Origin of the sequence: Heyndrickxia shackletonii (assembly GCF_001420715.1) — a bacterium.
GTDB classification, from domain to species: Bacteria; Bacillota; Bacilli; order Bacillales; family Bacillaceae_C; genus Margalitia; species Margalitia shackletonii.
This window is the reverse complement of sequence record NZ_LJJC01000004.1, coordinates 3806032-3831633: the sequence shown is the minus strand read 5'-3', so window position 1 is coordinate 3831633 and position 25602 is coordinate 3806032. Positions and strand designations below refer to the sequence as shown.

Here is a 25602-nt window from a genome sequence, read left to right as displayed (position 1 = left end):
GGAACCGCCGTATACGGAACCGTACGTACGGTGGTGTGAGAGGTCGGGGGTTAGTCACCTCCTCCTACTCGATTTCTTCCCCACTACTGGAATTTGCTAAATTCGTGTGCATCGAATCTTATGCATAGGGGAGATATGATGGCAAGAAAAGGACAACTTTCAGATTAAGAATTGAGAATTGTTAGTCGAAAATTACTGACGAGGAAGCATTTAAAAAGTTTGAACGTGACTGTCTTTTAAGAAACCTCAGACCTGCAACAATTAAGTACTACAGACATGAATTGGCTGCAACGAAAAACTGTCTACTTGAAATAGGTATAGACAAAGAAGTTGTAGAACTTGACCAGGAAGACATTGAGTCTCTGATACTTTTTCTAAAGGACAAAATCAAAGTTGTAAGTATTAATACGAGACTTCGAGCTATAAAATCATTCTTTAACTATCTAGAGAAAAATAAGCTTCTTTACTCCAAAAATCCAACTAGGAATATAAGGCAGCTTCGGGATCGTCAATAGATAATGGAAACTTTAGATGACGACGAAATAGTTGAAGTGGCCAGACATATTAAGAATCAGAAAAGCTTTGTTGGTTACAGAGACTATGAAATTTTATGCTAATGATTGATACTGGAATAAGACTCTCAAAATGCATTGGCATTAAGACAGACGATGTTAGAGGGAACAAAATCATTATCAGAAATACAAAAAACTTAAAAGAACGGACTGTATATCCTACTGCAAAAACTCAAGATGCTATTACAAAGTACATGAGGCTTAGAAAATAACTTCATCATAAGTTTTTGTTCATTAACAGTGACAATGTACCTTTACAGAGAAGAAGCGTACAAGGTGGTTTGAGAAGTATAAAGAAGTATTGAAATTCAAGAAACAGCTTAGTCCTCACGTTTTCAGACATACATATGCGACGAGGTCAATTATGTCTGGAATGGATGCATTTACTATTGCAGCTTTGCCCCTTCAATCTTTTCTTCTTCATAATGCAACAACACTTTCCAACCAAATTAAATATCATAAAGTTCAGGTAATTCCTCTTTCATTGCTACTTCTATTATGACAAGACAGCTCAGCTCATAAATTCACTCCTTTTCTTTTAATTATGGACTGATATGAAAACGGTTTAAATATGTACAATGTATGAATTTAAAAATGTTTATAGTTTGTTTTTTAAGATATAGATACTATGTAAGATGAAAACTAACTTGGAGGTCATATCATGGAACAAAACATTGAACAATTAAATCTAATTTATACTCGTCTAATTAAAAAGAAGAAAGATATTGAGGCTCAAATCTCTTCTGTTCAACTTCAAATAGCTGTTCTTTTTGAACTAATAAGGAAGAGACAACTAGAAAATCAAGGGGAATGGGAAATTGAGATGTTTAAATCTAGAGAAAAAGATGGTGGATTTGTAAGTGATTTAGCCTTCTATCCTACTTATGGATTTCCAAAAAGTCGAGCTTAGTCAAAAAAGACTATTTCACCCCAAAAATACACCTATATATTGATATTTTATTGTAAAAAATCTCCTGAAAACACATACATATTGACGAGTTTTTTTATTTCGTTTATTTTCAGTCCAGATGAATAGTTATTAAGGTCAGAGTAAAAATAACGAAGATTATTATAAAATCAATATTTTATTAATAGAAAAACAAAAAGGACCTAATGGGTCCTTTTTACGCTACATCAAGGTTAAATTAATTTTTAATCTTTCTCTTGTAAATTTTGCTTTAATCCTTTAAGGTAGAAATGCTAATTTAAATATGTACAATCGTGCTTGAATAAAGATGTACAAAATGGATTGCTCATTTCATACTAATCTTGGGGTGATTAGTATGTATATGGCGCTAAATGTTGAAACCAATTTTGAGATTACTAGTCTTTCAGACTTACCAAAATTCAAACAACTAATGGAGCATTTAAAAATGAAAATCAATAAGAGTAAATTAGCAGAAGAGTTAGGTGTAGATCGTAGGACAATTGACAAATACCTAAAGGGATTTGTGCCGAAACGGAAGAGAGAAAAGCCATCCAAAATAGATGAGTATTATGAGATCATTGCAGCTCTCCTCTCCGAGGATTCTAAACAAGTTTTCTATTACCGACGGGTACTTTGGCAGTATTTAAAAGATAATCATGGGTTACAATGTTCTGACTCTGCATTTCGTGCTTATATTGCACGTACACCAGAATTTAAAGCTTATTTTGAGGAAGATAAACGGATTGCCTCACCTAAAGGAGTGGTTCGATATGAAACACCACCAGGAAAACAAGCCCAGTTGGATTGGAAAGAAAGTATCCTATTTGAAACAAAGGATGGGGAACAAGTAGAGGTGAATGTGGCAGTTTTTCTTCTCTCTTATTCGCGATTCCGTGCTTTTCATTTAAGTGTCTCAAAATCTCAACGTGTGCTTCTATCATTTCTAACGGATGCATTTGAAACATTTGGGGGAGTACCTGATGAAATTGTGACGGATAACATGAAAACCGTAATGGATGAAGCACGAACAGAGTATTTCGCTGGAAAAGTAAATCCTAAGTTCGCTCAATTTGCGAAAGACTTTGGCTTTAAAGTGAGACCATGTATAGCTGGTCGACCAAGAACAAAAGGAAAAGTAGAAACAACAATGAAGCTACTGGATGAAATCCATGCTTATCAGGGACAGCTAACCCTCGAAGAGTTACATCAGTTTGTGCAAGATTTAAGTAATCGGATAAATCATGAAATGCATCAAGGTACGGGGAAGATTCCTATTTTTGAATTTAAAAAAGAAAAGAACCTCTTACACCAGCTACCAACTGAGAAAGTAAGAGATTCTTATCGCATCAAACATACGCTTGTCAAAGTCAATGCCTCAAACATGATTTCCTACAAATCGAATCAATACTCGGTACCCGCAAAGTACCAAGGAAAGAAAGTAGGCTTACAAGTGTATGATGATCAATTATGGATTTATTATAACACAGAGCTGATCGCCCAACACCCTATAAGTAACAAGAAGCTAAATTATCAGGAGGCTCATTATCAAGAAGCACTTGGTGTATCTATGCCTTATTTTCCAGATATAAATGATTTGGCCAAACGAAATTTAGCGGCGATTGGAGAGGTGTATAAAAAATGAATCCAATGACAACGAATTACCAACGACTCCTACAAAATTTAGAGTATTTAAAGTTAAAGCAAATGACATTGCATTTAAACGAAGTCATCGATTTCAGCGTGAATAATCAAATGTCGTTCATTGATACACTTATCAAATTAACGAATTATGAGATCGATGTACGCGAGCAAAATATGATTCAATCGATGGTCAAAGTGGGTGCGTTTCCGCACTTAAAAGAAATAAAGGATTTTGATTTTAGTTTTCAAACGTCCGTCAATCAGCAACAGATTTTAGACTTTTTAACGCTTCGCTTTATTGAAAAGAATGAGAATATCGTTTTTCTAGGTCCAAGTGGCGTCGGGAAAACCCATTTGGCCACTTCCATCGGAATTACGGCAGCAAAGAAACGAACTAGTACTTATTTTATAAAGTGTCATGACCTCATTCAAAATCTAAAGAGAGCACGCCTAGAAAATCGATTAGAAGCCCGTTTAAAGCATTATACAAAATACAAGCTGCTTATAATTGATGAAATAGGTTATTTACCTATTGATGCCGAAGATGCGAAGCTCTTTTTCCAGCTCATAGACATGCGTTATGAAAAACGAAGTACCATATTGACAACGAATGTGAACTTTAAATCATGGGATGAAATCTTTCAAGAGCCGAAGTTAGCAAACGCGATTCTAGATCGAATTTTACATCACGCGACTGTCGTTACAATCGTGGGAGAATCGTATCGCTTAAAAGATCATTTAGCGAAAGAAAATGAGTAATTTTGTACATTCTTATACAAGCGAAAGTGTACATATTTGTGTTGACATTTATATTTAAGGTAGCGCTTTACAGTATCTGTCTTTTTATTCCCGATTTTCTGGTCAAGGATATTGAGTTTCTCTGCAATATTAAGATAATAGTCTACCCAGGTAAAAAGAATTTCATTTCTTAGCTTGATTTGTTCTAATCTTAATTCACTACGGTTTCAAACTCTTGTTTGCTAAGACTATTAGCAATATCTTGAGAATAACTTTTATAATTTATTGATGAAATTGCAAATAATGGGTTGTTTTTGAACTCTTCATTTAGCCGTTTAACTAGGGACTCTAATTCCCTATCATATTGAGTCCATTCCTGAATATCTATTTTGTCCTCTATATCTAGGTTAAGCAAAATAGCCTAGTCTTTTCACAACAATTATCTAATAAAAAGGTCTGGTCCATATTGATAGTCTGGATAAGGAACTCTTCCCAATAAGTCCATTAAGAATGATAGATATTTTTTAACCTGATTTCTGAAGGTATTAAAATCGTCAATTTCCCTATCCTTGTAAGCATGAATCGCGTTTCTTTTTGCCTGTATTTCTTTAAGCCAGTCATTCTTATCTTGGCGCTCAGTATCAATCCAAACACTTTTTTCAAAGAAGGTTCTTAAGCCATCAAACATTGCTCCATCGGGATCAACTTGTTGTCCTCTTCTCTTCATTGCATTAATGTCATTCTTGTAGTCCTCATAGAAAACAGAAAGAAAAAATTTCATACTTCCTTCAACTAATGTTCCAAGATTGGCCCATGCTAAAATTAAATCTCCATACTCAGCTTCATTTTGAGGATTGATTTCCCATTTATACAAAGAGTAACTTAAAGATACCAACCAATCTAATCTGGATTTACTAAGTAAATCTGCTGCATCAATTGGTGCCCAACCATGAGCATTAGACCAAAAACTTCGAATATGCTTATTAAGTTCAACAATTTTATCCACAGTTTCTTTATAGGATAAGTCCTCGATTGTTCTACGGTTAAACATATGTAAACCCTCTTTCGTAATATTCCTAATAAATAGAATACCATTGTTTGCTAATAGAATAAATTGCTTTTTATGTAGTATATAAAATTCTCATTTTATAATAAAAACTTTCTTCGATTGATTTACGTTTTTCATACCGCAGATATATTGCATATGTGGGAAAATAAGGTATTGTGGGAATTTTCATTAAAGAAAAAATTGAATTTAGGTTTCGAAGAATCGACAAGTTGGAAAATGAACTTTGCTCAAATATCCAATAATGTATTTTGTCTTTTAAAAGGAAAAGCAACTGCTTATATGGTCTACAGTTATTTGAATCATCGATATAATGCGAGTATGAATTTTGCCCTTCCTTCAATAAGTACAATTCAATAAGATTTAGGTATTGGGAGCAATAAAACAGTTGTTAAGGCAATTGAAATTTTAGAAGAAGAGGGTCTAATAAAGGTCCTACTAGAAAAGACAAGTGCTAATAAAAATGCAGTAAATAAATATGTGGTTTATTATCCGGTCGAAGTAAATACTTTAACTAAAGAAGAAGAAGAGCTTGCACCAGAAGAATTTTAAAAATGGTTGCTTTATAGGCGACCTTTTATTTATTCAATTTGAGTAGTGTAATAAGTGCACTTTAATTGTGTAAAAAATACACTCTAATAATATTTAAATAATAATATTTAATTTTAAAAATTTATTTATGCAAGAAAAACAAGTTTTTCTTGCAATGAATTTCTTTTTAAACAACATTGAAGTCAATCGGTGTTGATGAAGTTAGTTATAGATTTGTTAGAAACTTTTGTTAGGACTTGTAAGTATCGCCTATACTGCCAAACATAAAGCCTTCGAAAGAGAAAATAAACGCGGGAGATCCACTTTTAACGACTGTACATATTAATGAACCTTGTGAAAATAGAAGAAAGGAATTATTTTATGAACATTAAACCAGCTTATTTGAAGCAAGATAGTAAACTATACCGACAGAAACAGAATGAAAAACAGAAGCAAGAAATGAAAGAGCAATTCAAGCAGTCGAATTGACCCCACCAAAGCACTTCCATTTACGAAACGAACTTGTGATCGTATTCACCTTTCGAACCTTGAGAAGCTTTCCCTAAACGTTTATTTGAAAGATATTGACACATTTTCCTTGGTCTCTATTGCAAATACGATTGACTTGCTAAGTGAGATTGAAAGAGATTTTCAAGGGAATGGGACTACGACTATTGGTAAAGACAATCAAGGAAACAAGAAAATAATTGCAAGTCCATTAGTACCAATGGGAAATACGACCTTGAATACATCGAATCAACAGTTAAAGAACTTACAATTAGACCCTTCTTCAAGACTAATGCTAACAAGCTCAGTTCTTAACGATGTGAATATGTTCGAAACAGACTTTGATTCGATTGAAGATGATGAAGACATTCAAAGCATAATTGCTAAAGCAGTTGGAGGTAAGTAATATGATTTTAGACTTGATAAATATACTAAATGGAACAGTAGAATCTGAGACATTCGATAAATCTCGGGAGTATCTATCAAATGCCAGGAAATACAGTCCAGAACAAGCTATGAGTTTACTGTTGAAAAAACCAACTGTTTTCTTAGCTCCAGTTACTTTCATTATGTTCAGAGCAGATACTGGACTTAATATTTCTATTAAAGACTTTGCAAGGATTATCATGAAGCAAGCTAGGAAAAAGAACAATCAAAAGCTGTTTGAAGCAGCAAAGGCAACATATGAAATTGGAAAGAAAGCTGACTTTTAGCAGCACTGGTCATTATATTAATTGGTACTGCCCTTGTTTTCTTATTTATGATTCAATTTTTTAATTGGTTTCAATCCTTCAATTTCTCCAATCCTTCACTTAAACTTTTTGTAGCACTGAAAAATTTAAAAAGGCGGTCCTCGTGTAAAGCAAGTTTTTTATTTGTGTTTCTTTAAAATAATTTAATTCTTGTAAAGCTTCTTGTTGTTGCAATAGTAATTCTTCTAAAACAGTTTCAATATAAGATATCTGTACAATCTTTGGTATCTCAATTAAAAACTCTTAGTCTTCTATTTTTCATTGGTATGCCTCCATTCAAGCACATTTTACTACAAGTCAACTAAAAACAGCTCTTTTTTATACATGTCCTTCAAAATTTAATGTTTTTGTAGTAAAATTAGGAAAAAAGTGTTTTTAATCAAAGGGTGTATCTATGAATAGGGACTTCTATTTTTCGTATATTGCAGAAAAAATTGAATTGCTTTGTTATAGAATTAAGAGTATGGGAAAATTAAATATATTGAATCTTAACATCCACGCAGAGTTTTTTTATAGAGATTTATGCAATAAAGTGTATGGTTACAACTTACAAAATGCAAATGTTGAAAGCCAAAATATTGCAGCAATTGATTTGTTGGATAATAGTAATAAAATCCTAATCCAGGTATCTTCAACGTGTACTAAACAAAAGATAAACAGTACTCTTTCTAAGAAAAATTTACTAGAATTTAAGAAACAAGGTTATTGTTTAAAATTCCTGTTTTTTTCAGATGCCAGTAATTTAAGAGATAAGGAATATGAGAATATACACGAAATAAAATTCAATCCTCAACAGGATATCTTAGATAAGGATACTCTACTAAATAGTATCTTAGAGTGTGAAGTTGAAAAACAAAGGGAAATATACGAATTAGTTAGGGATGAACTAGGGGAGAAGCCTGATCCATCAAGGATATCATCTAATTTAGCGGAATTAATTAATTTACTTTCAGAAGAAGACTTAGGAGAAGCTCCAAAAGAAACAAATTTACATGAATATAATATTGATAATAAAATAACATTTAATAGTTTAAAAAAAGTAAAAGGTATAATAACTCAGTATAAAATATACTATCCAAAGATAAACAGCATATATATGGAATTTGATAAGCAAGGAATAAATAAAAGTCTCTCTGTATTTAATAAACTAACACGATTTTATACTGAAGAACTCATGAATGATGATACAAATGAAAATCAAAAGTTTTTCAATATAATTAATAAAACCATCGCTCACATCCGTCAAAGCTACAACTATAATGTATTACCCGATGAAGAACTTGAACAATGTGTTTCAATTATAGTTGTTGATGCATTCATAAGATGTAAAATCTTTGAGAATCCGGAGGGCTATATTCATGTTATTGCCTAGAGATATTAATCCTGAATTAAGCATATATTACAATGGAGCCATTATCTTACAGCAGCTTATAAAAGAAGATAATGTAGATATAATTAATTTATACAGAAATGTGAAGAATGAGAGCAACATGTCTCTAAACACATATATGCTTTCATTGGATTGGCTATTTTTATCAGATATTGCGGTTGTTAATGAAAGTGGTGAAGTTAAGTTGTGTTCATAAAGTACCTTAATATTGAAGATATAAATGGAATAGTTAGAGATATTCAGTTCCATAAGGGAATAAATTTAATTGTTGATGAAACTGTGAATGTTACGGAGAAAGAAACGGGAAACAATGTTGGAAAAACAACTGTGTTAAAATTAATAGATTTTTGTCTTGGTGCAGATCCTAAAATAATTTATACAGATAATGAAAATAAAAAAGAAATCGAGATAGTTAAAAAATATTTAATTGAAAATCAGGTTTTAGTTACACTAGTATTATGTCAAGATCTGGATGATGAGAAGTCACCAGAAATAGTTATTGAAAGAAATTTTTTAAGTCGTAATAAAAAAATAATGCGCATTAATGGAGAAAATTTAACTAAAAATGATGGGAAAGATTTTGAAAATAAACTCGACACCCTAATAATTGGTGAAAGAAGTGAGACGAAACCCTCTTTCAGGCAAATCATATCTCATAGTATTAGATATACCGATGAACGGATAAATAATACACTAAAAGTTTTATCAGCATATACGTCCTATGCCGAATATGAAACTTTGTACTTATATCTTTTTGGAATTTCAATAGCGGATAGATCAAAAATACTTAAAAAGATAAAAACTGAAAAAGACTTTAAAAAGAGAATAGAGAAAAAGCAAAGTAAGACTGAATTAGAACTATCTCTTGCTATGATAGAAGATACTATTTCAAATCTAGAGCAAAAGAAAAGAACTTTAAATATTAATTATAATTACGATCAAGATTTAAGTGGCTTAAATGAAACTAAGTATCATATAAGCAGAATTAGTTCTAAGATTAGTGAATTGACTCTTAGAAAGAAAATTATAAGTGAAGCCGAAAAGGAGCTATTACAGAATAAGTCTAATATTGATTTGCAGCAATTAAAAAGAATTTATAGCCAAGCAAAAGAAAACATGGGTATAATACAGAAAACTTTTGAGGATTTAGTCCACTATCATAATAATATGATAGTGGAAAAAATTAGATTTATTACCCAAGACATTCCAGAAATCGAATCTGAAATTTCGAGTTTAGAGAATAGTTTAAAGGATTTATTATCAAAAGAAAAAGAGTTATCACTAAAAATTTCTAAGAGTGACACTTTTCAAGATCTAGAAATAATTATTACTGAACTGAATGAAGTATATCAGCGTAAGGGAGAAATAGAAAATACACTATCCCAAATTAAAGATGTCGATAGTAAAATTTCTTCTTTAGAGGAAGAACTTTCTGAAATTGATGAAGGCTTATTCTCTGATAAATTCCAAGAGAAGTTAAAAAAACAGCTGATGCAGTTTAATAAGCACTACTTCTCTGAAGTATCAAATGAATTATATGGTGAGCAGTATGGAATTTCTTACAGAGTTAATGTAGATAAAAAGACTGGCAAGAGTGTGTATGTATTTGATTCGTTTAACGCTAATAGCAGTTCAGGAAAAAAGCAAGGTGAAATCTTATGCTTTGATTTATCATATGTTTTATTTGCTGATGACGAGGAAATACCCGTTTTACACTTTGTCCTCAATGACAAAAAAGAACTTATGCATAGTAATCAATTAATCAAGGTAGCTGACTATATTAAAGATAAAAATATTCAGTTGGTATTTTCCATTTTAGAGGATAAACTTCCTGAGGAATTAAACAATGAAAAGAATATTATTCTAAAGCTATCTCAAAAGGATAAACTTTTTAGAATTGAAAGCCGCAATTTGAATTAATTTTACTTGTATGAAATAAAAATTTCTTCTATATATACTTTCCATTTCTGATCATGTCGATATAAGGATATCGAGGTGATTTTTAATGCTGCCAGCAACTGATACAACATTTATTAGAAAAAATGACTATTCAAGATATTGCAGAGATTTACGGAACTACTTTTCAGAAGGTAATCCAGCTTATAAAGAAATACAAGCTAAATACTAACGAACTACGAAAAGTGGTTAATTCATTGTTTATGAACATTCTATTGACGATGAGGTTGTTTATGTTGGAAGTGGAGTTTGGTATCGATGCAGAAGGTATACTAATAGAAGAAATACGGTGCATCGAAAGCTCATGAAAGATGGAAAGATTGAATGCTTCGGTTTTAGTTAAATTTGAATGAACTGTTGATATAACTTGTCCGGTGTGGCGGAAACATAAGGTCGTGACTCAAAATCGTGTTCCTTCTGGAGTGTCGGTTCTACCCCGACCACCGGTATCAAAATAGTTGAAGACCATGAAATACATTGAATATAAATGTATTTTATGGTCTTTTTCTTTGTATTACTTTTCAATACAATTCATTAGTGATAAATATTGTAATTGTGAAAAACTAAATACATTTACGTACTGAGTTTTTATACGTGTAAAAATGACCTACGTTGGAGAATGAGAAATTGGAAGCGTATAAATCCGTCCTAGAGAAAATAGGGGACAAGCCAGTTGTTGTTCGTACATTGGAGGGAAAGTGGGACAAAGTGCCTGTCCCTCTGTCCCACTAATTAAAGTTTTTTAGTTAAAGATGATTTTTTAAACTAATGTCGAATAGATTAATAGATAAATATAAATTAGGGGGAAAATGAAATGAATAACAATGAGCAAAGGTATTTAACCATTGAAGAAGTTATATCATTACCTCAATTTAGGGATACAGCTATTTGTCCTGATGGAAAGAAAGTAGCCTATGTTAAGCAAACCTCGGACTGGGATGGTAACTCCTATCCGCAGCATGTTTGGGTTTATGATAGGCAAAAAGAGACACATTACCCTGTAACCGCTGGCAATATTGAAAGTATCCATCCACGGTGGTCCCCGAATTCTCAGCAGCTTGCTTATTTAAGTTTTGTTGGAGAAGGTGATAAAAAAAGAAAACAAATTTTTCTCCACTCGAGTGATCAGGTTGACCGTATCCAAGTTACATATTCAGAAAATAATGTTGATAGTTTTAAATGGTCACCGGATGGAAAAGGAATCTTTTATATTACACAGCGCGGGGAATCAGAGAAACAAAAGAAGCGTAAGGAAATGTATGGTGAATTTAGTTATATAGATGAAGATTTTGAGTACAATATGCTGTATTACTTGGAAGTTGGAAATAGCCAAAATAGAAAGTGGAACCAATATCCAAAAGATTTACGTGAAAAGAATGAAGAAAAAGCCATAGCCCTAATAAGCGATTTAGATGTTCACATTCAGGGGTTTGATGTTTCTCCAGATGGGAAAAGAGTTGTATTTATTGGGACACCTACCCCTCGTATAATAGATCATCTTGAGCAGACCCTTTATATGCTAGATGTGGAGACGAAAGGAATCACCACATTAGATGTATCACCACTACTTGCTGGGAATGTGTTATTTTCACCTGATGGTTCTAAAATTTGTTATACACGTTATTTAGAGGAAAAAGCCTTTTTTAACAACATGATTCTAGAAACCTATCATTTGGAAAGCAAAGAAACGACTCGTCTTGCTAAGAAGATTGATGAGAATATTTTCCCTATTGTGTGGACAAATCTTGGTATTCTAATTTCCTGGCAAGCTAAGACAAATATTTTAGCAGGTCTTGTTTCAGAAGAGGATGAGTTACTTTATCTAGTTGACAAGGAAGACATGGTTGCGACAAGTCCAACGATCACAACGGAGGGGGATGTTTTTGTTTGCGTAAAAGCGACATCCGAACAAGCAGCAGAAGTTTATGTTAATGATCAGAAAATAACGGATCAATATAAGTTATATGAAGGAAAATTGAAAAGTAAGAAAGAAGTAATTGTCTGGAAAACGAAAGATGGGTTAGAAATTGAAGGAGTTCTTTCACTACCTGTCGATTACGATCCTTCTAAGTCCTATCCACTGATCGTTGCTGTCCACGGTGGGCCGACTGGGACATCCTTTGCCACACCGACTACACACAAATATCAACCTATTGAATCATTTGTGGAAAAAGGTTTCTTAGTGCTCGAGCCTAATTACCGAGGCAGTGCAGGATATGGTGAGACGTTCCGAAAAGCGAACATTCGAAAGCTTGGGCTTGGAGACTATGAAGATGTTATATCTGGAGTTGACTACCTCATCGAAACAAGAGGTGTAGACCCTGAGAAAGTTGGTATTTTAGGATGGAGTCAAGGGGGATACATATCTGCATTCTGCGCGACATATAGCAATCGATTTAAGGCAATATCTGTTGGCGCTGGAATTTCCAACTGGATGACTTACTATGTTAATACCGATGTTACCCACTTTACGCGTTTCTATTTAGGATCGGATCCATGGAAGGATGAAGCCATTTATCGAGAAACATCACCGATGACTTATATCAATAATGCCTCCACACCAACTTTAATTCAGCATGGAGAAGTGGACCCGCGAGTTCCTGTTCCCAATGCTTATGAACTATACCGTGGTTTAAAAGACGTGGGTGTTGATACAAAGTTAGTGATATATAAAGGCATGCAGCACGGATCGACGAAACCAGGATTAAATCGAGCAATTCTCAAGCAGAATTTAGATTGGTTCTGTCATTATATTTTAGGAGAACCGCTGGATGAAGAACGGGTATATTAACAAAGGCTCTTTACGTAAACTTTGAATTAAGGTTGAAAAGATATCTGGTGAACAACAAAGTTGCGAAAATAGTTAAAACTAAAAGGATTTTTAGATTTTATGTCGAACAATTGTATAGGATTCTAGAAATGCTTGGGGGACACTCTTTTGTTACTTTACTTTTGATACAAATCATCTGCCTAAAATTCTAAAACAAATTAGGAGATGATATAGTATGATATTTAAAAACTCACTCGAGGGTATATCCTCTAATATGCTTAAAGGTTTCTTTGTAGGCTGGCCTAACCCGCCAAGTCCACAAACACATTTAAACCTCTTAAAAAAAAGTAGTAAAGTGGTTCTTGCGATGGATGATAATACGACTCAAGTAGTTGGATTTATAACCGCTATTAGTGATGGAATTCTTTCGGCTTACATTCCGCTTCTTGAGGTTTTACCAGAATACAAGAATAAAGGTATTGGCAAAGAATTAGTCAAGCAGATGCTAAAAGAACTTGATAACATATATATGATTGATTTATGTTGTGACGATGACTTGGTTCCTTTTTATGAAAAGTTCGGTATGATGAAGGGCAATAGTATGATTTTTAGGAACTATCAAAGGCAATCAGGAAGTTAAAATAAGATTAAAATGAATACATGTAGTGTAACGAGTTCTCTTTTGAAGATAAAAAGTAAAAAAGGTTAAATAAGAAAACAAAAAAGCATGGTAATATAAATTCGCCATGCTTTTTGCGTCTCATTAAACTTGTATAAAACTAATTCAAAAGCAAAATCTTCCGAATAGATATTCTCTATCTAATAATTGAATTGCTAAAAACAGATATTTCATTCATTGATGTGCAAATTTTTTTGCATGGATGTCTGTTATAACAGAATGTTGATTCCACAGTGTTTGAAAAATAAACGGAATAATTCCGCTTAAATTTGGGAAAATACCCATATTTCCTTAAAAATAAAGGAAGTTTTTCCGGTTATGTTATCCAATTCTTTGGATTTCTTCTTATTTAGAGCAGGTTAATCGGAAAATCTCCGCTTATTTCTGCTTCAAAAGCCTCCTATCTATACATTAACCGGAAAATCTCCGCCTAAAAAGCATGCATCTTAAGGAGTTAACTGTTTGAGAACAGCCCTAACGCTTTGTGTAGAGCTGTTTTTTTTATAAAGAAAATCATTTTTCTATTATTTACAAAATAGTCTTAATATATGTATATTTGAATTTAGGGAGGGAGATTTTTGAAAAAAGTCATTACAACGATAATTATTGGGGTATTTTTCTTAACTTTTAGTGTGAATAGTGCATCCGCTCATTCCGGTAGAACAGATAGGTTAGGTGGACATTTTAGGACAAGTGATTGTGTTTATATGTTTCATCATCCGACAAGTAAAGTTTCGGGGAAATCAAAGGCTAAAATTGTTTCTCTTATAAAACAATATAATAGTAACTATAGATGTACTAGAACATTAACAACTAAAAAGGTGTTGTGGAATACAGTAAGACATAAATAGTATTACCCACCATATACGGTGGGTTTTTATGTATTATTAATGATATATAACTAGAATCGTAAATAGGGGATAGAAAACATTGATTATATATGAAGCTACTAAATCTGAATTTATTTCAGACGTTACAAATGAATTATTAGTTGAACGTTTATATACTTCTTATCAAGAAAAGATAGGTCGTACATCTAAGCAGGAAATTTTATCATGGGAGAATTCCCTCCAAAGAATGTCAAACGTTATGCAAGATAAGGATATCCCTCAGGATGCAGCAGTTGCGATAGAATTCAAAATTCCTAACACATCCAAACGCGTAGATTTTATTGTAGCTGGTAATGACGGAAAAAAAGATCATGTGGTGATTATCGAATTAAAACAATGGACAGAAGTAGAAAAAATAACAAGTAAGGATGCTCTAGTTAATACTTACCTCGGAGGTTCTAAAAGGGCTGTTACGCATCCTTCCTATCAGGCATGGTCATATGCCGCATTAATAAATGATTTTAATGAAAATGTTCAGAAACAACAAATAGAGTTAAAGCCGTGTGCATATTTACATAATTATAGAAAAAGTGAAAATGATCCATTAACAGATAAACATTATCAAGAGCATTTGATGAAAGCCCCAGTATTTGCAAAAGGGGAGATTCAGAAATTAAGAGATTTTATTAAAAAATATGTTCGGATAGGTGACCAAAATAAGTTGATTTATCAAATCGAGCACGGTAGAATTCGTCCTTCAAAATCTTTGCAGGATTCCCTTACTCTTATGTTAAAAGGGAATGAAGAATTTATCATGATTGACGAACAAAAAGTGTTCTATGAAGAAGCATTTCATCTGGCAATAGATTGTGTGAAAAATAATAAGAAACAAGTAATGGTCATTGAAGGTGGTCCTGGAACTGGAAAATCAGTAATGGCGGTTAATCTTTTAGTAAATCTGCTTAATCAAGATTTAATGACCTTATATGTTTCAAAAAATTCAGCGCCTAGAGAGGTGTATGCATCGAAATTAAAAGGCACAATCAGAAAAACGGAAATTGATAATTTATTTAAGGGATCGGGAAGTTTTACCGATTCAAAATTAAATGAGTTTGATGTCATTATCGTTGATGAGGCGCATCGCTTAAATGAAAAGTCCGGTTTTTATGGGAACAAGGGAGAAAATCAAGTAAAGGAATTAATTCATGCATCAAAATTTACTATATTTTTTATTGACGAAAACCAAAAGGTAACCTTAAAGGATATTGGTAGTGTGGATCTAATTGAGAAATATGCAAAAGAGTTTGATGCTGATATTATCAGAGGAAAGCTAGTATCACAATTTCGGTGTGACGGATCAGATGCATACATTTCCTGGTTAGATGATGTTCTTCAAATTCGGGAAACAGCAAACAATGATTATTATGGTGTAGACTATGATTTTCGTGTGTACGATAACCCGCATGATATGTTATATGAAATTGAAAAATTAAATAAGGAAAATAATAAATCTCGAATGTTGGCCGGTTACTGTTGGGAATGGCCCACTGCTGAGAGAAATAATACAGAGCATAAAGATATCGTAATTCCAGAATTTGATTTTGAAATAAGCTGGAATCTACAAGATAGTATCTGGGCTATTGATCAGGATTCTGTTAGTGAAGCGGGATGTATTCATACCTCACAAGGTTTAGAGTTTGATTATGTAGGGGTGATCATTGGACCAGACATGAGATTTGAAAATCACGAAGTAATTACAGACTTCACAAAACGTGCAAAAACGGATCAATCTTTAAAAGGGATTAAGAAAATAGAAAAAGAAGATTCAGAACGAGCTAAAGCCATTGCAGATCAAATTATTAGGAATACATATCGAACTCTTATGACACGCGGACAAAAAGGCTGCTTTATCTTTTGTACTGACCCAATGCTGAACAATTACTTCCAAAACCGTCTTATAAAGACATTAGCATATGGTGATTTATCGCCGAGTTTGGTATCTAAAGTAGCAGAGAATACAGAAGGTTATAATTAAAAACATTTATTTAAAATTGATATAGATTATCTATTGGCAACTAAATTGAGAACAATCCCCAAAATTTGGTGTCAACCCCTTAGTAAATTAAGTATAACGCACTAGGGGGAAGGCACCACAATTAAAATATATCCCCGAAAGATACTAGCTTCATCGATACTTTTACTTTACTCTGTTTTAACGTTTGCTTAATGTTTCATTAATATTTAATACTACTGTATAATTGATTAAAATCAATTTATTCAAAAATGAGGTGGTTATAAATGACTGCTGATGAGATCATGAAAGCAATTAAAGAAATGGATAATGGGGAACGGATAAAATTACTCAATATGTTATTTGATAATTACTTTGATAGCAGACCTCCTAAAGAGCAAATAATAAAAGAGAAAGAAGAAATGTTTTGGGGTAAAGAAGATGAGTAAGACAGGCAAACGCGGAGAGGTTTGGACTGTAGAGTTAAATGGAAAAAGAAGACCAGTCGTAATTGTGAGTAATGAAAATGTAATTGTAGAATTAGATCATTTGATTGCGACAGTTACAAGTCAACATGCAAGAAATGAATTTGATGTTATCATAGAATATTGGAAAGAAGCAGGATTAGATAAACCTTCTGTTGTCAGATGTTCAAAATTAAACACGGTACATTTTAAAGAGTTATTATTTAAAATCGGAAAGTTACATGAACATGATTTAGATAGAGTGTTAACCACAATACGAAGCTATTTTTAATTAATGTATTTACAAAATAATTGATGCGGGAAAGTGAGGAATTGCTCTCCCGTTTTTTACGTTGTTTGAAAGTTACATTCCCAAAATGAATATGTCCAATTTACATAAATTGTTATTTCTTTTGAAAGAAAGTCAATCCTTGCTCTATGATAAAATAAAAGTACGTTAGAGGGGGACTAAAGTTTGATAAATAATGCATGGAAAGATTATTTGTATGAATATATTTTATTGAAAAATGAGGAACTTAACTTACTAGATATTAGAGAGAATAATGGAATTATGGATATTCCTGTTGTAAAAAAGACTGCCCGAACTAGAAGGACGGTTGCGATGTTGACGGTGGGGGTTCATAACCAAAATGTTCCACCAGATAATTTGGTTAAAAATTTTACAAGCCCAAAGACAAAGAAACCATTCGAACTTACAAATGAAACGTATGAGTGGATTCGAAACGGGTGGATCATTAGAGAGTATCGCTTGGCAAAAGACGAACGAACTGTTAAAAGTGAACATTATCGAATGGGGTTATCTTTATTCCAGTATAAAAAGCAAATCGAGCATGACCAAGAAACAGAGAAAATGGAATCCATCCTCGAATGGAAAAATCAATGGAATAAAATAAAGAAATCCCCTTCTTCATTTAACCTTAGACGTAAAGAAATACTCAATAGATTAAAAGATATTTTAGATGAAATGGTAACAGCAGATAGAATAAACCACAGTAATTCTACTTGGAGGTTTCAAAAACAACTGTTATTTTTACACTTTTTAGTTGCCTTTTATCAAATTTCAATGGTCGAACATCATTTTGATTGGAAGCAGATTGGAGCAAGGTATTATCGGAAAATTGGGGGCTCAAAGGAATTCGATTCCTATAAAAAGGAATTCATTGAGGGTGCTGAAGAACTGCTTGAGTATCCACTGCATTTACTCGGGCTAAGCAGTTTAGGTACGATTACCCCGATTTATTTTACTGGACCAATGCATGGGGAAAGCGTCTCATACGACTATGGACCAATTCATGCAACAACAGATATAGCGGTTTTTACCGAGGAATTTCAAACAGACGCGCAAGTTTTGTGGTTGGTTGAAAATCGAGGGATTTTAACACGGATGGCATATGAAAAGGACTTTTTATTAGATTCAAAGAGTCTTGTATTAGGAATCGATGGCCAGTTAAGGTCTGCACACCGAAGATTGATTGAACAGCTTGTTTCCAATGTGAAACAAGTGATTATTTGGACGGATGTTGATGAAGCAGGACTCACTATTGCGAAAAATGTAGGAGAAACCGTAGAAAAATGTCAGGTAATAATTAAATGGATTGTTCCTCCATTAGAAGTAGTTGTAAATGTTGAAGAGTTTAAATCACGGTATGAAAAAGCAATACAGGTTCAAAAGGAAGAACAGGAGCAAGAGATTGGGGGAGTAGAACAGTGGAAAAAATGGATAAGTCCTTAATCTCTATTTTTAACATGGATGTGGACAAACCAGAGCTTCTCCAAACGATGCGCGACATGGCTGCATTAGCAGGTGTTTTAAATGATTTAAGTGATAAAGAATCATTTCATGCTCCAAGGAATGTATTACGCTTCATACGAATACTTAATCTCATTAATCAAGAAGCGCTTGGTATGACGGATCCGATTGAAAATGAGGACACACTCTTTTATCGGTATCGCCACACGTATGGCTATGACGAAGAGATGACTATTGAATATGTGAAACATTTAACCTATGTATTAGGGAAGTTTAATTGGATAACGAAGACTGCAAAGCGAATAAAGATGCGAGATCTAGGAAAAAGAATGATGGATGTTTTAATTCGATTGGCCAATGATTCGCTTGCTTATTATATGAATGACGATGTTGCTAGATCCTTGTTCCAAGCAAAGAGAGATGCAGAAATTAGTGAAGCCTATGATGACAAGGGTATTTCAGGTGGAAATAAATTAGCAAGTATGATTAAAAATGTAGAAGAAGCCATTTTGCTGCTTACTGAAAGGGAGTTAGAATATTTAGCTGATCGAAATGCATTGTCCCAAGTAGAAGTAATTCATCAATTGATGAAAGAATTGGAAACGAAAATGGTCGAACGTCTGGCCAAATTTGAAACATTTGATCAGGAATTAGTGTTTGCTTCTATTAAACAAAGAGGTATGACTGCAATTAGTGAAGGAACAAAGATTAGCCTTGGCACCATTAACAAAATTCTGAAGTTCGCACATCTACAAGAGACAGATTTTATTGAAACGATTCAACCAGATTTACTTAGAAACTTTATCGTGCAATCGTTTGATCCGCCAATTGGTTCAGAAATTCCAAATGCCCATCAAATCCTTAGTTTTATGGAACAAGGTCAGTATGAGGGCGAAGAGTTGGATGGCCTTTGGGCACCAGTTAAATTCGCTAGCCCCTTATCTCCGAACGCCATTGATGAGGGAATAGACTATATCGAGAATTATGAACCTGTTACAGATGCAATTGAGGAAGAGGTGGAGGAGGATTTTCAAGAAATAGATGAAATCATGGAGGATCAATTAGAAGAAATAATGGGTGATTCAAAATGGCAAATGACGAAACAAATGATTCATACGGAGCACATTGAAAAATACCTTGATGAGGTAGAAGAAGCGGGATTAGATGAGTTAGTTATTCAAGCTGGGTCTGACAAGTGGAGTGATGTATTAAACGGGTTAATAGGAGTGTCTGCGCTAGTTGCGAATAAAAAGGCAGATATTGATGAAAAAGCAAACCGAAAAATAAAAGGTCATATGGAAGAAAGAGATTGGAGGTGGGCAGATGATAAACAAGGAAGCTATGCAATTAGAAAACGAAGAAAATGAATACATGAACGATAATCCCTTGAGTGCATTACAGTCGATTCAAGGATTTTTAACGAAGGAAGAAGAGCTTACTTTTATGCAAATTTTATTTTCCTCTTCTGCTACGATTCGAATGGGAAACTTTGGGCTTTCCCGCAAAGAAGTGGAGAAATTACTAGGTGTAAATAATGAGGAGGCATTTTTCTCTTTTTTAAAGCGAGTGAATCAAGCTGTTAGCCGTTATTTTAAAGTGATTTATGATGAACGGAGGAATCAAGTAGTGGCACTGATGCGTGTTCCCGCAAAACAGGCCAGAAATGTGTTAAATAAGGAAAGCTTGGCCATTCTTATGTTTATTTTTTATCATCAAGAAGTGCTGCAGAATGAGTATACATTGTTCTCACAATTGATCAATAGTTTTGGTCATGAATCCCTACAGGTAACAAGGAAAATTCAAGTGAATCTTGACCCCTTGAAAAAAATAGGTGCCATTGAAGTCTATGACACCAACTCAGATGAAGAGGCGTATCAGTTAACCGCGATTGGCACCCATCTTTTTTCTGATTCGTTTTTACGGAGGTATGCCGAGTTCAGTCAATCGAATCAGCTTCATATGGAGGATGTTCTACGATTCTTTAAACGCTACAACATGAATGGAGGGGTGACGGATGATTCCTTGGAGGCTTAGATTTTCTGGGATTCGAGATTATGTTCCAACCGTATTAGATTTATCGGAGGAGCATGATCATATTCTTATCTCCGGCCCTAACGGAGCGGGTAAATCGACCGTAACCTTTTGTATGGGTGGGGTTCTTTACTCAAGTAAAGTGGACGTGGAAGGACTAAAATCTAATAATCTACCATCCGACCAGACTTGGCGGGCAAAAATTGATCTTTTATTCAAAAATGCAGGGAAAATGAAGGTGGATGCACCTCAATATGTACAATTCCGCCTGGAAATAGAACAAAAACCTGGTGACCCCATTAAACGAGAGTTTTATATTGAAGAGGGGGATGAAATCGACAAATGGGAGCGTACCACGAAATTTACTAGTGGCGGCAATTTGAATTTTTCGGAGTATAAAAATCAGGTGCTGTATAAGTATGCGGTCGACCCAGATGCATTTTATTTGATTTGGTACCAAAAAGAAGTCAACCAGTTTGCTATCATGCATCCAGAAGAACGTTTTCGGATTTTTAGTGAGATGAACGGCATCGATAAAATCCAGAAAAACTGGGAAGAAAGTAAAGAACTTGTAAAGGAAACGGAGCAAAGCTTGCAAGAAGCAGAAAGTAAACAAGGCCTTAATAAAATGCATTTAAAGCAAAAGAAAATGGAACTTGATCGGTACCATGATCGCAATCGCCGGCGTTAAGAGGGCTTTACTCAATATTACCGAGGATTAAAATGGTTGGAAACATATTACCTAAAACAAATCGATTCCTTAAAAGTACAAATAGAAGAATTGTTAGCAAATAAAAAGGAAAAGATGGATGCCAAAAGAAAGACGAAAATTCATTTCGTGGAGAAAAAGGAAGAACTTGAACAGTTCAGGGTGCTGGTCAGGGAACTTGAAAACCGGGAAGAGGAATTGGAGCTAGAATTACAAGCAATAAATATACAGCTAAAAGAGACGAACGAGAAGATAGATGCAATTTCTGAACAAATTGCCGAGATCACAAAGCAGGTTGACCGTATTGGAATGTCAGAAGATGAAGTAAAGGTAAGGCTAAAGGAAGCGGAAAAGAAATATAATGAGATAGATGCTTCTATAAAGGCAATGGTTACAAAGGCTAATAGTCTATCAAATCGGTTAAACGATCTAATTCCCGAACAGGCGAAATTGTCTCTAGAAATAGATCAGGATAAAGTTCAAGAAAGAAAGTATAAAGATTTAATCGACACGTATCAAAGCAGTAATACCATTCAAGCTGAAATGGATAAAAATAATCTTGAAATCGAGTATAACAAAGATAGATTACGTGATTTGAATGAAAAGGAAAGAAAGATTGAAAAAGTACTGACACTTCTAAAAAATAATAAAGTGTATAATCCGCGTCAGGAGCAGTCTATCCAATTTTTTAAAAAGAATCAAATTGAAGTTTACCCTTTACGTGAGCTTTTGGAATTAGATGAGACAGCGGGGCAGCACGATGAATATTTATTCGATACAATCAAATATACATTATTCGTTAATAAGAAAGTTTTTCAAGCACCTAATGACCTTTATCACGTTTCATTACCTAACCTAATTCCAGACAAAACAATCATGCATTTACCAGACAAGCATCTAAAGGTTAAAGATCATCTGGATGAACGCCTTTATCCATACGCAATAAAAGCACTTTGGTGGGTAGAGTCCTTTTTTAAAGATGAAAAGCCTTTAATTGCTAACGGTCAACTGGTGGATGAAAAAGGAATTCGAGGACCACAAGAGGAAAAGAGAATTATTCTAAGCGAAAAAGTATTGCAATCCCATCAGTTGAAACTGAAAGAAGAGCTAACACAGATAAAGGATGAAAAGGTTCAAGTTGAAAAGGATATTCATGAACGTAACAATCGAAACTCTATCCTATTTAGCAGGAAAGAGTCCCTTAAAGAGGCTGAAGCGTTTTTTACGAAAGAAAATGAAAGAGAATGGCGGCAAAGTCAGCTTGATAAAGTAACGAAAGAGATAGAATCAATTAAAATTGAAATTCAATTGATTCAAGATGAGTTAAACGAACAAAGAACGTCATTAGTTAGGTGGGAACAATCCTTATCAACTTATCAAGAGTATCTAGAAATCTACCAACAATTTCGTAAAGAACAAGCAAAAATAACGGAAGTTCAAAGATTAAAGAGCGTCCTAATAGGGCTTAATCAAAATAAAAAGGAAAAAAACAAGCAATTAGATGAGCTTTCCAATGCGTTAGATGCAAAAAGACGTTCCGAAAAACAACTATCAAGGAAACTAGAAGATGTAGAAAATAATCTTTTTGGTCAGGATCGAGAAATAGAACAAATGGAGCGGCAAATAAAAGCCAAGTCAGAAGAGCGATTATCAAATGAAGAGGGATATTCTCGTACAAGAAAAGAAGTACTAAAGCTTCAAGAAACCGCGAAAGACTTAGTTACTAACTTTAACGATGAGATGAGGCGTTTTTCCGAGTTGACAAAGCGTCAAGCGGAGGACTTATGCAATAATGGAAAAACTACCTTTGAATTTGCGATAAACCAAACTGGTATAGATGAAGCGGCACCTGAAAACTATGCAAAAATGAAGGAAGAATATGATCGGTCAGAGAATGAAGTGAAAAAATCAAAAATCTTACTTGAAGAATACTCAGAACGAATGGAACGGTTTAAAGAAGATTTGGAAGATACCATCAATATGAAGATCATTGGTGTGAACCAGAAATTTGTTAACTATATGTCTTTATTCGGCTTTGAAGGGAAAATTGAATGGGATATGAACACCGATCGGCGAGGCCAAATTCGGTATACACTATTTATTAAAGCAAGAAAAGAAGGTCACCGAGGAAAATTAGAAGATGTTAGTGTGAAAGCACGTGGCGGTAAAGTTGGAAAAGGTGTATCAGGCGGTGAGGAATCACTCAGTTCTTTATTGTTTGCACTGGCATTATTGCAAACAATCGAGGCATCACCAGGATACATTGTACTAGATGAATTTGATAGTGCCCTTGATGAAGGGCGAAAAGAAAAAGTGTTTGGATTATATGAACAAGAATTGCAACGAAAAATGATTATTCTTACTCCAAAATCTCATGAAGAAGAGTACTTGTATCGTTTCTCGAAAGCATATGTCGTGCACCATAATCCAAATATACCTAAAAGTACAGTGTTTAAAGTGAAGCGGGTGTGTAGGGACAAAGAAACAGATTCATAGTATCAAAAGGGACGAAATACCCCGTTTTTTATAATGAAAAAAATTAAATTTGTTATGCGTTCTTGCCTTTGAACTTGGAACTAATTTTATAATATATGGATGGACTCAATCGTGGAGTTTTAGTTCAATACTGGAGAATGTGAAGCAATTCTTATTAAGTATACTGTTAGAACCTATGTATTTATGATTGGCGGGGTTATTCTGGTTTTTCTTGATACTGTCATAGATGTAGTAAAAAAACTTTTGAATATTAGTTGAAGTGAATATTTGAAATAAAGTAGAGCTTAGGGCAGACCTTAAGCTCTTTGTTTTGTGAAATATAATTCTTGCCATTACGAAATGCGATTATCTGTGTTAAGTACCACAGAATGAATTTGTCACAAAATGTTCATAATCCCATAAACAACATAGTGTCCTTTTTCTCCCTAAAACCCTATATCAAATAAGAAGACTATTATATTTGAAGATTGGGGAGTGGAGAAAAATGGCAAAATACAGAATGGTGCGTACTGATTTTTGGAAGAGTCCGATTGTTTTAGAGGAGATGACCCCGGAAGATAAGTATTTCTACCTTTATCTACTTACGAATCCGCATACGACTCAAATTGGAATCTATCGAATTACGAAAAAAAAAATGGCTTTTAATTTGGGATATTCCATTGAAAGTGTTCATTCATTAATGGAGCGTTTCAAGGAACACTTTGAGTTGATTCGTTACAATCCTAAAACAAGGGAACTGGCGATTAAGAACTGGGGGAAAGAGAATCTCCAAAAAGGTGGAAAGCCGGTCATGGATTGTATTATTTCCGAATTGAAAGAGGTTGAGGATCACTCACTTATCCAATATGTTGCAGAATCTATACATAAGGAAGAGATTAGAAGGTTATATGAAGCATTTTATCGTGAAAAAGGGATGCTCATGAATACAGAAGAAAAAGATCCCAGTGAAGAATTGGACGATGCGTTGCCACCTCGTTATACGACAGGTGTTCAAAAAGAAGAGGCTGAAAAAGATCTCTTTATGGAATTGGATGATACGTTTTCGTCTCGTTTTACGACACGTGGGCAAAAAGAAAAACAAAAAGAAAAACAAAAAGAAAAACAACAACAACAAGATCTCTATCCAAGTAAAGAGAATAATCCAGGCATCGTGAGTCCGTCACAGAGTCATCCAAAAACAGATGATGTGAAAGAAATTATCGAGTTTTGGGATGCGAATGGATTTGGTTTTACAAACATAAATGCGAAACAACAGTTGTTGTCATGGTTAGACAATTCTTGTTTTTACAGCCAAAGGAAATGATACTAAAAGCCATGAATATTGCGTGCGCCAATAACAAGCGAAGCTGAGTTATATTACGGGAATCCTGAAAAACTGGGAAAATGAATCTCTACTTACGGTTGAAGAAGTGGATTCGTATGATGAAATCCAAAAGTACTCTAAACCATCAAACGTTTCATTTCCTGCCGGAAGAGCGATACCAAGCGAATTTGTATTTGATCCAACGGCAGGTGAAACGGAATGAGTGTGGTGGAAAAAACGTTCTTAGGAAGCTTCATGAAGGCGGATTATTTACTTCATGATACCTATCATTCAACCCGACCAGCTAGAAAGTGCACGCCTTATGGAATTAATGCGAAAAATGGTGGAGTTAAAGCGTGCTGGTAAGGGGATTGGTTTGCTTACCTTCACCACCTGACCTGACCTGGAATCATTTGGCAGAATTTCTTATCTTACAAATATCGGGTTCGGCAAGGTT

General features: G+C 34.0%; 25 protein-coding genes. 24 read left to right on the top strand and 1 reads right to left on the bottom strand.

Annotated features, from left to right (window positions below):
- Positions 1–191 precede the first annotated feature (191 nt).
- The 5 genes from AN964_RS27555 (at position 192) to istB (ending at position 3900) form a co-directional block, all read left to right on the top strand.
- Entirely contained in the window at positions 192–515 is a 324-nt protein-coding gene (locus tag AN964_RS27555; RefSeq protein WP_083489406.1) for a phage integrase N-terminal SAM-like domain-containing protein, read from the top strand.
- A gap of 95 nt (positions 516–610) precedes the next feature.
- Positions 611–784, top strand: coding sequence for a tyrosine-type recombinase/integrase (locus AN964_RS27550; protein WP_152982402.1), 174 nt, complete (start codon positions 611–613; stop codon positions 782–784).
- A 449-nt stretch (positions 785–1233) separates the two neighbouring features.
- Entirely contained in the window at positions 1234–1482 is a 249-nt protein-coding gene (locus AN964_RS18375; RefSeq protein WP_055741078.1) for a hypothetical protein, read from the top strand.
- A 373-nt stretch (positions 1483–1855) separates the two neighbouring features.
- The gene (gene istA / locus AN964_RS18370) at positions 1856–3142 is read left to right on the top strand and encodes an IS21 family transposase (RefSeq protein ID WP_055738371.1); all 1287 of its coding nucleotides are present in this window, start codon (positions 1856–1858) and stop codon (positions 3140–3142) included.
- A 5-nt stretch (positions 3143–3147) separates the two neighbouring features.
- Positions 3148–3900 carry an IS21-like element helper ATPase IstB gene (gene istB / locus AN964_RS18365; RefSeq protein ID WP_055741248.1) on the top strand — a complete coding sequence of 251 codons (753 nt, stop codon included), beginning with the start codon at positions 3148–3150 and terminating at the stop codon, positions 3898–3900.
- A gap of 418 nt (positions 3901–4318) precedes the next feature.
- On the opposite strand, the gene AN964_RS18355 is transcribed toward istB, so the two are convergent.
- Entirely contained in the window at positions 4319–4930 is a 612-nt protein-coding gene (locus AN964_RS18355; RefSeq protein ID WP_055741076.1) for a hypothetical protein, read from the bottom strand.
- A 1120-nt stretch (positions 4931–6050) separates the two neighbouring features.
- Between AN964_RS18355 and AN964_RS18345 the strand changes: the two genes are divergently transcribed.
- The 19 genes from AN964_RS18345 (at position 6051) to AN964_RS26490 (ending at position 25511) form a co-directional block, all read left to right on the top strand.
- Positions 6051–6389, top strand: coding sequence for a hypothetical protein (locus AN964_RS18345; protein ID WP_055741074.1), 339 nt, complete (start codon positions 6051–6053; stop codon positions 6387–6389).
- 1 nt (position 6390) lies between these two features.
- Entirely contained in the window at positions 6391–6696 is a 306-nt protein-coding gene (locus AN964_RS18340; protein ID WP_055741073.1) for a hypothetical protein, read from the top strand.
- Positions 6697–7129: 433 nt separating this feature from the next.
- On the top strand, positions 7130–8107 hold the full coding sequence (locus AN964_RS18335; protein ID WP_055741072.1) for an ABC-three component system protein: 978 nt from the start codon (positions 7130–7132) through the stop codon (positions 8105–8107).
- A complete protein-coding gene (locus AN964_RS18330; protein ID WP_055741071.1) occupies positions 8094–8321 on the top strand; it encodes an ABC-three component system middle component 6 in 228 nt (75 codons plus the stop codon). Before AN964_RS18335 ends, AN964_RS18330 begins: the two co-directional genes overlap by 14 nt.
- Positions 8312–10045: a DUF2326 domain-containing protein gene (locus tag AN964_RS18325; RefSeq protein ID WP_055741070.1), complete on the top strand. Its 1734-nt coding sequence runs from the start codon at positions 8312–8314 to the stop codon at positions 10043–10045. Before AN964_RS18330 ends, AN964_RS18325 begins: the two co-directional genes overlap by 10 nt.
- A gap of 850 nt (positions 10046–10895) precedes the next feature.
- Positions 10896–12872: a S9 family peptidase gene (locus AN964_RS18320; protein WP_055741069.1), complete on the top strand. Its 1977-nt coding sequence runs from the start codon at positions 10896–10898 to the stop codon at positions 12870–12872.
- 214 nt (positions 12873–13086) lie between these two features.
- Positions 13087–13491, top strand: coding sequence for a GNAT family N-acetyltransferase (locus AN964_RS18315; RefSeq protein WP_055741068.1), 405 nt, complete (start codon positions 13087–13089; stop codon positions 13489–13491).
- A gap of 617 nt (positions 13492–14108) precedes the next feature.
- Positions 14109–14381, top strand: a complete 273-nt coding sequence (locus AN964_RS18310) for a hypothetical protein (RefSeq protein WP_055741067.1) — start codon at positions 14109–14111, stop codon at positions 14379–14381.
- 79 nt (positions 14382–14460) lie between these two features.
- Positions 14461–16395, top strand: a complete 1935-nt coding sequence (locus AN964_RS18305; RefSeq protein ID WP_055741066.1) for a DUF2075 domain-containing protein — start codon at positions 14461–14463, stop codon at positions 16393–16395.
- A gap of 263 nt (positions 16396–16658) precedes the next feature.
- A complete protein-coding gene (locus AN964_RS26775; RefSeq protein WP_163258581.1) occupies positions 16659–16820 on the top strand; it encodes a hypothetical protein in 162 nt (53 codons plus the stop codon).
- Positions 16813–17127 (top strand): type II toxin-antitoxin system PemK/MazF family toxin, encoded by a 315-nt coding sequence (locus AN964_RS18300; RefSeq protein ID WP_055741065.1) that lies wholly within the window; start codon positions 16813–16815, stop codon positions 17125–17127. Before AN964_RS26775 ends, AN964_RS18300 begins: the two co-directional genes overlap by 8 nt.
- A 183-nt stretch (positions 17128–17310) precedes the next feature.
- Positions 17311–18588 (top strand): DUF2399 domain-containing protein, encoded by a 1278-nt coding sequence (locus AN964_RS18295; protein WP_055741064.1) that lies wholly within the window; start codon positions 17311–17313, stop codon positions 18586–18588.
- Positions 18564–19973, top strand: a complete 1410-nt coding sequence (locus AN964_RS18290; protein ID WP_055741063.1) for a hypothetical protein — start codon at positions 18564–18566, stop codon at positions 19971–19973. The genes AN964_RS18295 and AN964_RS18290 overlap by 25 nt, the downstream gene beginning before the upstream one ends.
- Entirely contained in the window at positions 19930–20640 is a 711-nt protein-coding gene (locus AN964_RS18285; RefSeq protein ID WP_083489405.1) for a hypothetical protein, read from the top strand. The genes AN964_RS18290 and AN964_RS18285 overlap by 44 nt, the downstream gene beginning before the upstream one ends.
- Positions 20621–21328 carry an ATP-binding protein gene (locus tag AN964_RS27160; RefSeq protein ID WP_235950503.1) on the top strand — a complete coding sequence of 236 codons (708 nt, stop codon included), beginning with the start codon at positions 20621–20623 and terminating at the stop codon, positions 21326–21328. Before AN964_RS18285 ends, AN964_RS27160 begins: the two co-directional genes overlap by 20 nt.
- Positions 21329–21364: 36 nt before the next feature.
- The gene (locus AN964_RS18280; RefSeq protein WP_235950502.1) at positions 21365–23842 is read left to right on the top strand and encodes a coiled-coil domain-containing protein; all 2478 of its coding nucleotides are present in this window, start codon (positions 21365–21367) and stop codon (positions 23840–23842) included.
- A gap of 484 nt (positions 23843–24326) precedes the next feature.
- On the top strand, positions 24327–25145 hold the full coding sequence (locus tag AN964_RS18275) for a DNA replication protein DnaD (RefSeq protein WP_235950501.1): 819 nt from the start codon (positions 24327–24329) through the stop codon (positions 25143–25145).
- A 43-nt stretch (positions 25146–25188) separates the two neighbouring features.
- Positions 25189–25368: a DnaD domain-containing protein gene (locus tag AN964_RS27420; RefSeq protein ID WP_367591797.1), complete on the top strand. Its 180-nt coding sequence runs from the start codon at positions 25189–25191 to the stop codon at positions 25366–25368.
- Positions 25365–25511, top strand: coding sequence for a hypothetical protein (locus AN964_RS26490; RefSeq protein ID WP_161809280.1), 147 nt, complete (start codon positions 25365–25367; stop codon positions 25509–25511). The genes AN964_RS27420 and AN964_RS26490 overlap by 4 nt, the downstream gene beginning before the upstream one ends.
- Positions 25512–25602: the final 91 nt, after the last annotated feature.